Below are 16,169 nucleotides of genomic sequence, written 5' to 3'. Positions count from 1 at the left end.
ATTAGCTCTTTATAAAAGAGCTAATCTTTTTACGCCGTTATTTTTTCTTCTTTCTTCACAACAACCGCTACATAACTATGAAGTATCATTCCGATAATAACAAGGCTCATACCGATCCAAGATAAAGATGACGGAATTGGAGCAGATAGCCAGATTAACTCTCCTACTAGTGCGAATAAAACTTCACCAGACTGAGTCGCCTCAACTGTTGCTAGTTTTTGCGGATCATCTTTCACAAGATCTGTTGCAAAGAAAAATAATACTGTCGCGATTAACCCTGAACTAACTGCTACAATAAAACATTGAAAAACTTGGCTACTTGATGGTAATCCATTTGTAGATACTTCGTAACCAGATAGAATAAACCAAAATGGTAAACTTGCTAATGTCATACCGAGTACCCGCTGAAATACATCTAATTCCCCTTTACAAACTTGCATCATTTTTCGATTTCCAAGAGGATATGCAAATGCTGCAATAAGCACAGGAACTACACATAAAACCGTTTCACGAATACCTAATGAAGAGGCATGTTCTACTTGCATGAGAACAACACCGAATAAAATAATGCCCGACATAACTAATTCCTTCATCGGAAGTTTTTTATGTAGTGGGTCGACCGCAAAAAATGGTGTTAACAAAATCCCTGCGACGATTGTAATTTGCCAAGTTGATGCAACGAGCCAACCTGGTCCGAACGCTCCAGCGAAACTAAGCGGTGCATAAAAGAGACCAAATCCAACGATACTCCATAGCAGCCATTCTTTCGGATTGTTTTTCATATATTGCAAGAGTTGCTTTAAATTCCCTCTATACACAACAATGAGTAAAAGCATTGGAACCATAAAGTAATAGCGTAATGATGCACTCCAAATCCAGCTTCCACCTTCTAGATCCATTGCCCGGTTTAAAACAAAGGTAAAGGCAAAGAAAAATGATGCCAATATCCCTATAACAATTGCTTTCATTGTAAAACTCCTTGTTTAGTTTCTTCCTAATACTATACAACAAAATAAATATAATTAAAATTCACAATCTTTAACTTGTATGTAATCTAGCTCTATATAATTTCCTCAGCTGACTAATATGAGCTTGATGATACCGATTATGATCTGCTATATGCCATATCCCCCATCTTATAGTCGCATATTCCCCTTTTTCATACAAAACTTCCCGTGTTAAATCATTTTCTGTTAGTTTCATACATTCTTCATAAAACAATTTTTGCACTGCTTCATAATCTTGCATTAACTCTTGTAACGTGTATTTTCTTAATCTTGGCAATTCTCCTACTTCATTCAACATGGGACCATATTTATTTTCAAGTGCTGGTGGAACTTCTTCTCCCTTGAAACGATATACCCAATGTAAATCAACTACTGCTAAATGCTGAAGTAACTGTCCAATGCTATTGTCGATATTTTCTGACCCTTTAAAAGACAGTTCTTTCTCTACAGTACCTTCTACTAAAACTTTCAATCTTTTAAAGGTATCAGTAACCGTCGCATGCAAAATTGCCACTTGAGGGTTCATATTTTTTTCTAAATGGAGGTCTTTCATCATAAAATCACTCCCTCAAAGGAACAACACCATATTTTCATTATCACTATACACACCATTCATCTTCAAAGCTCTTTTTTCGATTCCATATGTTTTAAAGCCTATTGACGTATATAATTTTTTGGCCGGTTCATTAATGGATACAACACCTAAACTCAATTGCTCTAACTTCATCTCTCTTGCCCTTTCAATAGCTTTACGTATTAAATCACGTGCAAGACCACTTCTTCTATTATCAGTATTTACATACATCCCAACGATATGACCTTTATGTTTATATGCTTTCCTTTCTTCTGTTAATAAAGTAACAACCCCAACTAAACGATTTTCTTTATTAAAACCACCAAATGTAAAACTACTGTTAGATGAAAGATTACTAGCAACGCGTTCAAGAGGGTTTTCTTGACGCACTGCTTCTTCATAAGTCGTAACAAATGCCTCTGGGTTTACTTGCAATGCTTGTAAGCGTAAATCCCAATATTTTTTTGCATCTTCTTTCGTAAGTAATCGAATCATGTTTCTCGCCCCTTTATGTTTACATAATATTTTTATAGGCTATTAACTTTTGAATCATACTCTTCTTTTAATATACTGTAACGATAGCGATGAATGAACTTACCCTGGCGCATTCGATCATTTCTCATTAATCCTTCGCATTCAAATCCGGCATTTTCATAACTCTTTCTTGCTTGTGTATTATCTTCATCTACACGTAACCAAACTTTCTCCAATTCAAACTGAGAGAATCCTATTTGTAACATGCTGTCTAGAGCTGCCATTCCAAACCCTTTACCCCAATAGTCTTTATTTCCAATCGCAATTCCTAGTTCAGCATTTTTATTTATTTTGTCAAAGTTTTTAAGGTCTACCCAGCCAATATGTATACCTTTCTCAGTAACAATCGCTCTTTGTTCATAACCATTCCTTCGACTTATACATGCTTCAATCCATTTTTTCGTATCTTCACGAGTGAATGGTGGATATTGATCTGGCACAACTAAATGTTTTGTTACTTCTGTATCTAATGACCATTGATATCGATCTTCCACATCACCTAGTGTCAGTTCTCTTAATTGAACGAATGGTATATTCATTGTGCTAGCCCCTTTTCATTTACCAATAGAAAATCCTTCGAATACTCTTCCTCCATACTGTTCTAACGTTTGTTCTATAAAACTAATTAATTTATTTTTATCTCCTGTTGTATAAAAGTGATCAAAAGCTGCCACAAAGTGTTCTGCATATTGCTCATCATATCTTCTTAGCACTCTAATAAACCATTTTGAATTTCCAAGCCATTCGCCATTTACTCTTAAGACATACTCATGTACTAAATCCGCTAATAAATTAGCGATAAACACCTCTTCTTCCCTCTTTGTTGCACCAATAAAATCATCTAAAGTATCTGTAATAAAATAGCGTTTCATATTCATTGTTTCTTCATTCCATCTTTCTGGACCTTTATTTAATAAATCCTCCGCTTCCCTTTTGAGACTCTCAACAATTTCATCTTTTCCTTTTAAAATAATGCCCTCTGAAACTAATTGAGGTAAAGAAGGTCTCCCTCGATTACAATCCATTTCAAAAAAGGTTTTATACGTTTCAAAATTATGTACAAACACTTCAACGGGCCAACCATTACTATAGAAGGACTCTCTATAACAAGAAGTTAAACTATGATCTATTATTACAATATCAAGGTCAGATGTTTTTGTCGCTTCTCCTCGTACAACACTTCCTCCTAGTAAAGCAACATCACAATTCGGAAATTGTGATGCAATTATGCTTTGTGCCGCTTCAATTGGTTTCATAACTGTTCCCCTTTTCCTATTTCACTTTCTTTTTTTCAGCTCTTTCTCTCGCTTTTTTTATATAGGCTTCAGCGTCTGGTGTTTTACATGACGTTGCACCGTGATCAACCTCTACTTTTCCTATTTCACGTGCAATTTCAATCGCTTTTCGTTCTAGGCCTTCATTACGAATTCCTATTGCGATCAAAGCACTATTCATCGCTTCTTTTTTTCTATTTTTTTCATTATGTATATTTGCTTTAATCACTTCTAAATACGGAGAGAAGAAATCATCATGTAACGTTTTATTTTTAATCGCTATATTTGCTAACAAAGACCAGCCAGCTCTTCCAGTCCATTCATCATTAGACTTTGTCCACTCTTCCATTCTTTCTAGTGCAATTGGCGAAGTGCATATAGATGTCATAAGAACATCCATTAAACAGTAATAATCAACTTCCTGAACCCAACTATTAATCTGATTTACGCTTAGTTTCTTCGGGTCTAAAATATAAGTCGCTAAAGTCATTGCGTCCATATTTTTTGTTTCCCATAATAAAGTTGCTAAATCATGATCTTTTTTGATTTTCTTTTTTAACAATTTTAAATTCGCAAAACTAACCCCAAATAGTGGCTCTTTTGCTCCGTGATTTTTATACGTTTTTCGATTTTTCTCTGTTCCATATTCCTCTAGTTGTTGCATGACTTCTTCAAGTAACATATGTCCACCTCTTTCATGTTGACTTCACATATATATGTACGATATATTCTACATTATTTTCTGATTTTCCTATATTTATTTTTTAAAATGCGGTATGTGAAATTATCCATAAGCATATTTTACCTCCTTTATTTCTAATCATAGAAAACAAGCAAATCTTGCATACTTTTGGAAAAACTTTTTAGCACTTGTAAAAAAGTTTTTTTGCATTTCTATGCCTATAATTGCTAATATAGTAGAGTAGAACTTTTATAGAGAGAAGGAAAATTATGCACAATGGAATTCGAATGACAACTTTGGTAAAAAGGGCTATGTTGGTTTGTGCGGGGGTATTATTTACATACGAAGCCGCTTTTGGATCAGTACATACTGCTTTAGCTAGTACAGAGGATGAGGCAAAATCTGTTCAACTTGTAAGTGAGATTCAAACCTCTCTTGCTCCGAAAGAGGCTCCAAAGCATTATAACGGACAAGTTAGAAAAGTCGCTTACTTAACATTTGATGATGGTCCCGGAAAATACACAGCTGAGCTTTTAGATATGTTAAAGAAAGAAAATGCAAAAGCAACATTCTTCCTAATTGGTTCAAACGTAAAAGCTTTCCCTGATCTTGTAAAACGCGAAGATGCTGAAGGCCACTACGTTGGGATGCACAGTATGACTCATAACTACAAGAAACTTTACACTGAAGGTCATTATGTAGATGAAATGAAGGAAGACCAAGGCTTAATCGCTGGTGTTTTAGGTAAATCACCAGTATTAACTCGCCCATCATACGGCTCAATGCCAGGATTAAACGAGGCTCTTCGCAACAAAGTTGTAGAGAATGGCTTAAAAGTTTGGGATTGGACAATTGATTCTTTAGACTGGAAATATAACAAAATGCAAGTTGATGCTGCATCTGCTAAAATTGTAGAAAACGTTCTAGCTCATTCTACAAATCCAACAGAAGTTATCCTTATGCACGATATTCATCCACAATCAGTAAAAGCAGTTCCTGGAATTATTAAAGGACTGAAAGAAAAAGGATATGAATTAGAAGCATATAATGAGAACGAACACTTCCCATTAAACTTCTGGCATGATAATCGTATTTAATGAAAAGGCTTGATTCCCTCTAGTAGGTTGTCAAGTCTTTTTTATCGTTTGGAAATTTTCTTATAGAGAAGACCTATACACGCTTTCACCGTATCAATATTATATGTCTCTTCCCCTTTAATAAGCAAAAATCAAATAAATTTAACTTTAAAATATCACATGCAATACTCTAGCCTAATTTAAATAAGTAGGTGTTATATGATCATATTTACAATACAAGCTGAAGAACCTTGTACTCAATTTAAGAAATGCGATAAGCAAAAAAACTACAAAAGCAACTTATTCAAAATTAAAACCTACATATCAGAATACAGTCAAAAAATAGGATTGAATATGCAATTTCAATCCTATTTTTTATATTATCAACACTTTAGCACATATTACTCTTAAGGAGTGATATGTATATGGATTTTCTTTCATCTGAATATTTGTCTGCCTTGCTTGCCATTATTGTAATTGATTTAGTGTTAGCTGGGGATAACGCCATCGTTATTGGATTAGCAGCAAGGCGATTACCGAAAGATCAACAAAAGAAAGTTATCATTTGGGGAACCGTTGGAGCAATCGCCATTAGAGCCCTCGCTACCTTAGTTGTCGTTTGGTTATTAAAAATACCAGGGTTACTTTTAATTGGTGGTGTACTTCTTATATGGATTGCTTACAAATTAATCGCTGAGGGCAAAAATCATGATATTAAGGCAGAAGAAGGATTTTGGTCTGCTATTAAAACTATTATTATTGCTGATGCGTTAATGGGCATTGATAATGTTCTCGCTGTTGCAGGAGCTGCGCATGGCAACTTTTCTTTAGTCATTATCGGGCTATTAGTTTCTATTCCAGTCGTAGTATGGGGCAGTACATTGATTTTAAAATGGGTGGACCGTTTTCCTGTCATCATTACGATTGGAGCAGCTGTTTTAGCTTATACTGCTGCAAAAATGATTGTAGATGAGAAATGGTTCGCTGGATTTTTCGAAAGTAACCCTTTCGTTAAATGGGGATTCATTCTTATTATCATAGCCGGTGTAGTATTTTTCGGAAAGATGAAACAAAAAACAAAAAATGATTCCATATAATGTTGATGTTATATTTACAAACAAAAGCGCTACTCATATAAGTAGCGCTTTTTATCATTTATTTAGTTTCACCATCTTCAGTCGTCTTTACCTTCGTTTTATTTTTATCACGATGGTTATAGTTATACTTAGAACGATCTACTGGAGTGAAGCCTTCTGGTGTGTAGAATCGTAATAAGTCACCATTTACGACTTGGTCAGAGTATTTTAGTGAGTTTTGAACCATTTGTTCATTTTGCTTTATTTCATCTGTAAATTCTACAGGTTTTCCGGTCGTTGTATCATAGTATTTTCCGTTCAGCGCAGTAACGGTTGGGCTTACATAGTTAGCGTTACGGAACGCAACGACTTGTTTATGATCTGGTGATAGTAAATCGGAACCGAATTGAACATAATTCTTTGTATCTGTACCTAGTAAGTGTAAAAGCGTTGGAAGAACGTCAATTTCACCACCGTATTGATGTTGTATGCCGCCTTTCGCTCCTGGTACACGAACGATTAACGGTACACGCTGTAACTGTGCATTTTCAAATGAGTTAATTTCTTTACCCATTACTTTTGACATTGCTGCGTTATGATTATCTGAAATACCGTAATGGTCTCCGTACATAACGATAATTGAGTTATCGTATAAACCAGATTGTTTCAAGTAATCGATGAAACCTTTTACAGATTCATCTAAATAGCGTGCTGTTTGGAAGTACGTATCTACTGATGAATCACCTGTAGTCGCTGGTTCAATTGTTGCTTCTGCCTTATCAATTGGATAAGGGAAATGGTTCGATAACGTAATAAACTTCGTATAGAACGGTTGTTTCAGCGTTTGTAATAACGGAATAGATTCATTAAAGAACGGTTTATCTTTTAATCCGTAGTTTACTACATCTTTTTCATTCATATCATAGTATGACGCATCAAAGAATTTATTAAAACCAAATGATTTATAAATATCGTCACGGTTCCAGAATGTTTTGTAGTTACCGTGGAATACTGCTGATGTGTATCCTTGTTGTCCTAAAATAGCTGGTGCTGATTGATACGTATTATGAGATTTCGTTGTAAATACCGAACCTTGTGGTAAACCAAACATTGAATTCTCTAACATAAACTCCGCATCAGATGTTTTCCCTTGTCCTGTTTGATGGAAGAAGTTATCAAAGTAAAGCGTATTCGCATCTTTTGTAAATGAGTTTAAGAACGGTGTAACTTCTTGACCATTTAATTTATAATCGATTAAGAAGTTTTGGAATGACTCTAAATGAATATAAATTACATTCATTCCCTTTCCTTTACCGAAATACTCAGGATTTGGACTTGCATAAGTTGATGTTAAATAATTTCTTACTTCTGTCATATTATCCCCATCAGCTAATGCTCGTTCTGTTGATGCTTTCGCACTTTGAATACCATCGTAAATTGTGTAGTTATACGCCCCTAAATATTTCACAATATAATTTCTATCGAATGTTCTTGTTAATAATTCAGGACGGTCTGATTCTGCAAGACCTAAGTTAACACTGAATAATAAAATACCTGCTACAAATACTAGAGATAATTTATGCTTCGCAACACGAATTGGTTTTGGATTTGCAAATTTTGTTGCGACTAACACAATTAATATAATCGTGTCTAAGAAGTATAGTGGATCATAAAGATGTAGCAACGCAAGAATACTACCACCTAAATCTCCAAAGTTATTCGTTTGTGTTAATGTCGGGAACGTAATAAAGTCACTGAAAAAGCGATAGTAAACTACGTTTGCGTATAAAAGAATCGACAATAACAAGTTGATAACAATTAACCAAATATAAGATCGTTTCCCTTTTGCAAATAATGCAAGTCCTAAAAATAGAACTGCTGAACTAAGCGGGTTGAAAAACAGCAAGAATTTTTGGATTGTGTTTGAAATTCCTAAATTAAATTCCGTTACATAGGCTGCATACGTTTTGAGCCACAATAAAATAACGGCAAACAGAAAGAATCCAAAATGATTGCTTAACACACTTTTGCTCTTTAATAAAAACTGCTTCATCTCTCCACCTCTTTTGATCATCCAAGGCTTATTTTTTTATAAGTCTGTCTCTCTATTCAATTTTTCTTCTTCAAATAGATTTTTTTATTTAACTATATGAAGAATATTAGTAATTATAATTTGAAGCTTGTATTTATTCAACTATTTCTTTTTAAACATTTTGACCTTGGTTTCTATTTAACAAAATAAATTTGTAACATTTCCTGTTTTCTCCCAAGATTCATCCACTAATTATGACACCCCATACTATATACCTTTATAAACTCATTCGCAAACAAATCTATCTCCAAATTTGGTACATATTTCACATGACAAAATAATGTTATTTAATTATATTGCTCAACTTACATTCCCCTGCTTCAACTAACTCTTTAAATCTTATAATCATTACACTCCTTCCATACATGAAAAATTCTCATGTTCATTAATATTATATTTGAATAATTATTCATTTAAGCCACCAAAAGATTTACGTTTCCTCGACAAAAAACTCGCTCTAAAAAGAGCGAGTTTTTTCATTATATATTATTGACCTTTATACATTGCATCTACTTGTTTTTGAAGTTCTTCATTTTCTAAGTACTCATCGTAAGTTGCCTCTTTATCGATTACACCATTTGGTGTTACTTCGATAATGCGGTTTGCAATTGTTTGTACGAACTGATGGTCATGAGATGTGAATAACATTGTACCTTTGAATGCAATTAAACCATTGTTTAATGCAGTGATAGACTCAAGGTCTAAGTGGTTCGTTGGATCGTCAAGTGTGATTACGTTCGCACCACTTAACATCATTTTAGATAGCATACAACGAACTTTTTCGCCTCCAGATAATACAGAAACGTTCTTCTTAACTTCTTCACCTGAGAATAACATACGGCCTAAGAAACCACGTAAGAAGCTTTCTGACTCATCTTGTGGAGAGAATTGGCGTAACCAATCAACTAAGTTGTAGTCACTGTTCTCAAAGTACTTAGAGTTATCTCTTGGGAAGTAAGATTGAGATGTTGTAACACCCCATTTGAATGAACCGCTATCTGGCTCCATTTCACCCATAAGGATTTTAAATAATGTTGTCATCGCAATATCGTTACGACCAATAAATGCAACTTTATCACCTTTATTTAAAGTGAAGTACACATTATCTAACACTTTTTCGCCATCAATTGTTTTAGAAAGACCTTCAACAGTTAATAAGTCATTTCCTATTTCACGCTCAGGTGTGAAGCCAACGAATGGGTAACGACGTGATGATGGTCTAATATCATCTAATGTAATTTTATCTAATAATTTTTTACGAGAAGTTGCTTGTTTCGCTTTAGATGCGTTTGAGCTAAAGCGTGCAATGAAGTTTTGTAACTCTTTTACTTTCTCTTCTTTTTTCTTATTAGCATCTTGTGTTAATTTTAAAGCTAATTGGCTTGACTCATACCAGAAGTCATAGTTACCAACATAAAGTTGAATTTTACCGAAATCAAGATCAGCCATGTGCGTACATACTTTATTTAAGAAGTGACGGTCATGGGATACAACGATTACTGTATTTTCAAAGTTCATTAAGAAGTTTTCTAACCATTGAATCGCTTTTAAGTCCAAGTGGTTGGTAGGCTCATCTAGTAATAGAATGTCAGGTTTACCGAATAATGCTTGAGCAAGTAATACTTTTACTTTCTCTGCACCAGTTAATTCTGATAATTTTTTGTCATGAAGATCTTCACCAATACCAAGACCTTTTAGAAGGATTGCAGCTTCTGACTCAGCTTCCCAACCGTTAAGCTCAGCGAACTCACCTTCAAGTTCTGCAGCACGCATTCCATCTTCATCACTAAAGTCTTCTTTCATGTAAATAGCATTTTTCTCTTGCATTACTTTGTAAAGTTGCGTGTGACCCATAATTACTGTTTCTAATACTGGGAACTCTTCATATTCGAAGTGGTTCTGTTTTAATACTGCTAGACGCTCACCTGGCGTAATATGTATGTCACCTGTTGATGGTTCAATTTCTCCAGATAAAATCTTTAGAAATGTTGATTTACCAGCACCGTTTGCTCCGATTAAACCGTAACAATTACCTGGCGTGAATTTTATGTTAACATCTTCAAATAATTTGCGATCCGCGAAACGCAAACTAACGTTACTTACTGTAATCATTTGTGTCCTCCTACTAATACCGCTTATTTCAGCGTTTTCTCACCGATTGTCTTAAAAAATCGCATATTACGACTCAATTATTGTAGACTATAGCTATTATATAGTAGAAGCTGGATGAATAGCAACGGTTGATTACCTTTCTACAATGAAATCGGATAGTTTTTCTCCCTTCCCCTAGCTATTGTATGTATATCATCAACCCCTTTCTCATATAACCATTCACTTCCCATTCTGTAATACATTGGATTCATTTTTTTTTTTGAAATTTTATATATAGAAAAAACTGTAGAGAAATCATTCCCTACAGTCTCTACTTATTTCGTATTTATTATTTTTTCTTTATAACTCTTCAATTTACTCGTTAACCCCATTAAAGCAGGTAACAATATCGGCATCACGATTAAAGCTAATAGTAATAGTGCAACGCCAACAACTGATGCTACTTGTATAAGTGTCAATACACCTGAAGGGATTAATGCTGCAAATGTCCCTACTAAAATTAGCGCCGCTGATAATACAACTCCTCCTATATGACGAGATGCAGTTACAATTTTCGTTACCGAATCCCCTTCTATCTCGTTATAGCGCATCATTACGAAAATACTATAATCCACTCCTAAAGCGACAATCATAATGAAGCTAAAGAATGGAACATTCCAGCTTAATGACTCTACATGTAATACATGTGCACTAATTTGTTCGCTTATACCAAGGGATGCAAAGTACGCTAATAGTAATGAACCAATAATAAATATTGTATTTAATAATGAACGTGTAATTACAATTAATACAATCGCAATTCCAATTAACATAATCGTAGCTGTACGTAAGAAATCTTGCCCTGTTACTTCTTTTAAATCAACGTTTCTAGCTGTTGTTCCGCTGATTGCTTTTTTCGTATCATTTAATTCCGTTCCCTTTACAGTGCCATCAATTGTTTTATTGATTTCTTGAATAATCGGCATCGCTTCTTTTGAATACGGATTTACATCTAAAATGATTGTCATTTTAGCAATCTTTCTATCCTGTGACATGTACGTGTTCAATGCTTTTTGGAAATCTTCTCCCTCTAACACTTCTTTTGGAATATAAAACTTCTCAGAGCTTTTCGATTCATTAAGCTCCCCTAAATATTTCTGCGCGTCATGCAGGCCATTACTTACTTTTCCAAGGCCTTCTGTACTTTTAGATAAACCAGATTGTAATTGCCCCATCTTTTCTTGCAGGTCTTTAAGGCCAGTTAAAAGTTGCCCTTGCCCATCGTTTATTTTCGTTAATCCAGATTGTAACTCAGCTGATTTATTCGCAATTTGTTTTGAACCTGTAGCTCCTTCGTTCAATCCATTTTTCAGATCAGTAGCGCCTTTTTGTAACTTGGTAACCCCATTATTCATTTCTTTTAAACCATTATCTACTTTCAATAACGATTGATTTGCTTCTCTAAAGGAACCCATTGCTGCTTTATGCTGCGTTGCTAATTGATTTAATTCTTTTGAAAGTACGTTTAATTGTTTTTGAGCCTCTTTAGCAATTCCTATCGTTTGTTGTATGTTTGAATCATTCGCTAATTCTGGTTTCGTTTGAACGAAATTGGTCATTAACATTTCAATTTGTTCATATCCCTTTTTCGCACCATCAATTGCTTGAGAAATGCTTCCGAAGTATTGATCGTAAGAGCTTAAACCTTTTTCTAACTGTGCATAACCAGCATGCAGCTGCGACGTTGCATTAGATAGAACATTTATATTTTCGTTTACTGAAGCTAAGCCACTCTCAATTTGCTGTGCTCCTTGTGCACCGTCGTTCATGCCATTTGATAATTGATGTAAAGCTGTTCCTAATGCTGATACCCCGTTTTTCGCCTCGCTTGTTCCATCAATTAACTTTTGAACATTCGCAAGACTATTTGAATCATTACTTCCCATTTTATTTTTCGCATCCGTTAATCCATCATTAATTTCCTTTATGCCACCATTGGCATCTCCTAATCCTGTATTCAGTTCTCCCGCTTGTTTATTTAAATATAATTCTTTTATCTTCTCACCAGTTGGACGTGTCGGTGCATATACTTCTGACACACCTTTAACTTTCGAAATTTTATCCGTTAATTCGTCTAAAATTTGTAGAGAAGTTCCTTCATCCAGCTTTTTATCAGATTGAATAACTAATGTACTAGGTGAAGAGAAACCAGGCGGAAAATGATCTTCTATTACGTTAATCCCCATCTTTGATTCATACTTATTATCCACTTCAAATAAATCATTGTAATTAAGTGTATTAGAGTATTTTAATATAAAAGGAATTGATATTACGAATACGATGATTAAAGCGACAAATGGCCTTGCTACTGAGTTTTTCGCAAAGAATCCCCATAAGCGACTATCCTCATGACCTTTAAATGTTTTAACTGGATAAAACATTCCCTTTCCTAAAAGCACCATAAAAAATGGATTTAAAGTTGTTAATACGAGTAATAATACTAAAACACCAATTGCTACCGCTGAAGTAGATTGATATAATTTAAAACTTGCTAACGCAAGTGATGCAAAACCAATTAGTACCGCTATGCCGCTATATAATACGGTTTTACCTGCTGATTTAAATGTTTCTTTCGTAGCTAAAAATGCGTTTTCTTGTTTACTTAATTCTTCTTTAAACCTCGTATATAATAAAATGTTATAATCTGTTCCTACCCCAAACAGAACGACAACTACGAACACTTGTGTAAAGTTTGAGAATGGGAAATTAAATTGATCTACAAGCTGGGCAATAATCCCCATTGAAACTAAATACGATACACCAACTGTAAGAAGAGAAACAATCGGAACAACAGGTGAACGGAATACGAGGATTAATACTACAAGAATAAAAATGATTGAAATAACTTCTGTCTTTTTCACTCCCTCTTGAGAGGACTTAAGAAAATCACCCGCTATTAAATCACTTCCTGTTAAGTACGTTTTTACCCCTTTCGTTTGCACTTTTTTATGAAGATTATTTGTAACCTTTGATATTTCGCCATGTTTTTTATCTATCGATATTTGCGTTAAAATAGTCGTATTATCTTTAGAAACGAATTGTTTCTCCAAGTCCTTATTATCTAAATGTGAAACAACTTCCTTAATTCCTAATTGCTCTTTTTCACTTTGAAGGGCGTTAATCGTTTTTGTTATTTCCTCTTTTTGTTCAGCCGTTAAAGCTTCCTTGTTGCCACTATTAAAGACGGCTATAATTTCATACTTTTCAACCCCGTCTTTATCCATTTCTTTCATCATCTTGTCAGCAATACTGCTTTGCTTTGTATTAGGGATTGTAATTTTCCCTTTTTCCTTCACTAATTTATCCATATTAGGCATCGTTACGACCATTGTAATAGTAATAACTATCCATAATAGAAAAGATAAACTTCTCCAACTTTTTAACTTGCTCAAATTCATCATCTCCTGCTTTTAGAGGTTTATGTTATACACGGAATGAATATTCATTCTCATTGTTTGAAAACTACCTTATAGGAATGAACGTTCATTCCTATTATTCTATAACATTATTTTATAGGTTCTATTAAATTACCCTTTATCGGAATGAATATTCATTCCTTTGGTTACACAAATATATCATCTCCTGTTCTAATCTTCACATTCACTTAGGAATGAATGTTCATTCCTATCCTTATAAAGCTATAGAATCAGATGATTCTAATAGCATTCCAACAACTTTCTTCCAATTCCTTTACCAATTCTTCTGTGTATTCTAATTGTCCTGTTTCCATTACTTTAATTAATTTTTCAATTGGTTGATATACAATAATAATTAAAGCAATTGGTGGTAATGGACGAAGAAAACCTTTTTCGATTCCATCTTCTATTAAATCCATAAAGAAGCCCATAAAGTCCTCGAATAGTTCATTACTATGTTCATCGAGAAAATAACTATCACAGTGAGAATTTGTAAAAAGAAAAGCATTTGCATTTTGTCTCGCAAATTCAAATAAACGGTTGTACGTATGGCTAAACTGTTCACGAATATTTGCATCGACCGGGAAATCAGTTTTTATTAATTCCGATAGCTGTAAAACACTTTTCGTAAATAAAGAATTAACAAGCGCTTCTTTATTTTCAAAATAACGGTAGATCGTACCAGCACCTACTTTTGCTTTTTCAGCAATCATCGGAATTGTTGTACCATCATAACCTCGTTCTGCAAAAAGTTGTATTGCAGCATCAAAAATATCCTCTTGTTTGTTTTTAGCCATTTTTTCACCTCAATTTCTAGGAATGAAAATTCATTCCGTTTTTAATTATAAATTAGATGCGCTAAAAGTCAAGCATGTGACAACGTATAGTTGCTGTTTTTAATCCCATGTTTTTGAATGAAGTTATATCTACGGTTTTCATGATACATCGACTAACTGACAAAAACTTACAATAAGAGACCGAACTATCCCGCAATTTTATTCGGGATAGTTCAATCTCATGTATGCAAATTAAAAGAAATCATAAATAAACGGCTTACGCACTGGTACTACATTCTCAAATAAACGTATAGCCTCGTCACGTCCGCTAATTAATTCAAGTTCATTTAGTTCTAATGGGCGTTTATACCCAAACATTATTGCCGATAGCGCATTTATATCCAGTTTGATTCCTTTTTCAGTTGATTCTTCTACAATTGTTATTTCATGATTTGCAAGTCTCACTGTTACGTTATTCCACGGAGCAAATGCGTCTGTAATGTGTAGGATCACTTCTTGCTGTACATTGTTCCAGTTCAACTCATCATATTGTTTGAAGAACTGCTCCACATCTACAATTCTTCCCATAAAATATGGTTTTATTTCTGTCTTTATGCGTGGTTCTTGCAATGAATATAACAACGGTTCGTTTTCACTTACTGTCATTTCAAGTTCTTTAATCATAGAATCATGCTGGCAAATAAAGTTCCACAAGCCATTTCGTGCCTCATTATGCAGTGGTACAAATTCTTCTACTGTCATTTTATAGTTTTCTATTTTATATAACATGTAACCTGCTGCCGTTTTATTTTCATCATAGTAAATCGCTAATGTTAAATCATCATAAACCGCTTGTAACCACCAGTTCTTCTCTCGAACTAACATACCTGAAAAACGTTCTGCAAATGTTTCATAGAGCTTCTCGACTTCTTCTGGATGATTTTCTTTATTGAAACGTTTCACAGTACCACTTACTTGTTTTTTCATAACTAAATCGCTCTTAGTCATATGACATACGAGAAGATTCGCACAAAGTTCCCAGCCGTATTTACGGTAAAATGAAACAGCAAATGGATGTAACATAGAGACTGTATAACCATCTTTTTTCATTGTTTGAAGTGAATGTTGAAGTAATTCTTTTACATACCCACTTCTTCTATACTCTGGATACGTCGCTACCCCTGCAATGCCACCCATTTTAAATTTTTCTTTACCTATGTAAATATGAAACGGAATGAGATGTAGTTTTGCAGCTAAGTCTTCCCCTTCCATAATGCCGTATATTTCATGGCTTTCCTTCATCTTTGTAAGTTGCTGCTGTAATCGTCCCTCATCTACTTTATATTGAAAAGCGTATTCTGATAAACGTAATGCTTCTCTGAACTTATCTTCTTTTAATTGTATGACGTTCATATAGTCCTCCCCCATTTCCTGTTTGAATTGTACCATAATTCTAACTATTCCAGTTTGGCAAGTGAAATTATAAGGGTGTTTTAACAAAAAAAGCAGAT

At 34.2% G+C, this 16,169-nt stretch carries 13 protein-coding genes; 2 read left to right on the top strand and 11 right to left on the bottom strand.

All coding sequences use genetic code 11. The annotated features are described in order from the left end of the window. Positions 1–29 precede the first annotated feature (29 nt). The 6 genes from COK05_RS03695 to COK05_RS03670 all read right to left on the bottom strand — a co-directional run bounded on the left by COK05_RS03695 (position 30) and on the right by COK05_RS03670 (position 4,071). Entirely contained in the window at positions 30–968 is a 939-nt protein-coding gene (locus COK05_RS03695) for a DMT family transporter (RefSeq protein ID WP_098611503.1), read from the bottom strand. A 70-nt stretch (positions 969–1,038) separates the two neighbouring features. Continuing rightward, on the bottom strand, positions 1,039–1,560 hold the full coding sequence (locus COK05_RS03690) for a DinB family protein (RefSeq protein WP_098611541.1): 522 nt from the start codon (positions 1,558–1,560) through the stop codon (positions 1,039–1,041). Between the two features lie 15 nt (positions 1,561–1,575). After that, complete coding sequence (locus COK05_RS03685) at positions 1,576–2,076, bottom strand: GNAT family N-acetyltransferase (protein WP_098611502.1); 501 nt, start codon at positions 2,074–2,076, stop codon at positions 1,576–1,578. A 32-nt stretch (positions 2,077–2,108) separates the two neighbouring features. Next, entirely contained in the window at positions 2,109–2,654 is a 546-nt protein-coding gene (locus tag COK05_RS03680) for a GNAT family N-acetyltransferase (protein WP_098611501.1), read from the bottom strand. Between the two features lie 15 nt (positions 2,655–2,669). Continuing rightward, complete coding sequence (locus COK05_RS03675) at positions 2,670–3,371, bottom strand: nucleotidyltransferase domain-containing protein (RefSeq protein ID WP_098611500.1); 702 nt, start codon at positions 3,369–3,371, stop codon at positions 2,670–2,672. A gap of 16 nt (positions 3,372–3,387) precedes the next feature. Beyond that, positions 3,388–4,071 (bottom strand): DNA alkylation repair protein, encoded by a 684-nt coding sequence (locus COK05_RS03670; RefSeq protein WP_098611499.1) that lies wholly within the window; start codon positions 4,069–4,071, stop codon positions 3,388–3,390. Positions 4,072–4,340: 269 nt separating this feature from the next. Here COK05_RS03670 and COK05_RS03665 point away from each other — a divergent pair, with 269 nt between their 5' ends. Together COK05_RS03665 and COK05_RS03660 are read left to right on the top strand one after the other, a co-directional pair. Further along, positions 4,341–5,168: a peptidoglycan-N-acetylglucosamine deacetylase gene (locus COK05_RS03665; RefSeq protein WP_098611498.1), complete on the top strand. Its 828-nt coding sequence runs from the start codon at positions 4,341–4,343 to the stop codon at positions 5,166–5,168. A gap of 404 nt (positions 5,169–5,572) precedes the next feature. Continuing rightward, on the top strand, positions 5,573–6,244 hold the full coding sequence (locus COK05_RS03660) for a TerC family protein (RefSeq protein ID WP_098611497.1): 672 nt from the start codon (positions 5,573–5,575) through the stop codon (positions 6,242–6,244). Positions 6,245–6,302: 58 nt separating this feature from the next. On the opposite strand, the gene COK05_RS03655 is transcribed toward COK05_RS03660, so the two are convergent. From COK05_RS03655 to COK05_RS03635, 5 genes are all read right to left on the bottom strand, one after another. Then, the gene (locus tag COK05_RS03655; RefSeq protein ID WP_098611496.1) at positions 6,303–8,276 is read right to left on the bottom strand and encodes an LTA synthase family protein; all 1,974 of its coding nucleotides are present in this window, start codon (positions 8,274–8,276) and stop codon (positions 6,303–6,305) included. Positions 8,277–8,801: 525 nt separating this feature from the next. Then, a complete protein-coding gene (locus COK05_RS03650) occupies positions 8,802–10,427 on the bottom strand; it encodes an ABC-F family ATP-binding cassette domain-containing protein (RefSeq protein WP_000633860.1) in 1,626 nt (541 codons plus the stop codon). A gap of 314 nt (positions 10,428–10,741) precedes the next feature. Continuing rightward, positions 10,742–13,858: an MMPL family transporter gene (locus tag COK05_RS03645; RefSeq protein ID WP_141538883.1), complete on the bottom strand. Its 3,117-nt coding sequence runs from the start codon at positions 13,856–13,858 to the stop codon at positions 10,742–10,744. Between the two features lie 254 nt (positions 13,859–14,112). After that, entirely contained in the window at positions 14,113–14,679 is a 567-nt protein-coding gene (locus tag COK05_RS03640; protein WP_098611494.1) for a TetR/AcrR family transcriptional regulator, read from the bottom strand. Positions 14,680–14,910: 231 nt separating this feature from the next. Beyond that, positions 14,911–16,071, bottom strand: coding sequence for a GNAT family N-acetyltransferase (locus COK05_RS03635; RefSeq protein WP_141538882.1), 1,161 nt, complete (start codon positions 16,069–16,071; stop codon positions 14,911–14,913). Positions 16,072–16,169 lie beyond the last annotated feature (98 nt).

The organism is Bacillus cereus (assembly GCF_002567495.1).
Classification (GTDB): Bacteria; Bacillota; Bacilli; order Bacillales; family Bacillaceae_G; genus Bacillus_A; species Bacillus_A cereus_AQ.
Note: the sequence above shows the minus strand (reverse complement) of the source record. Positions and strands in the feature narration are given on the sequence as shown.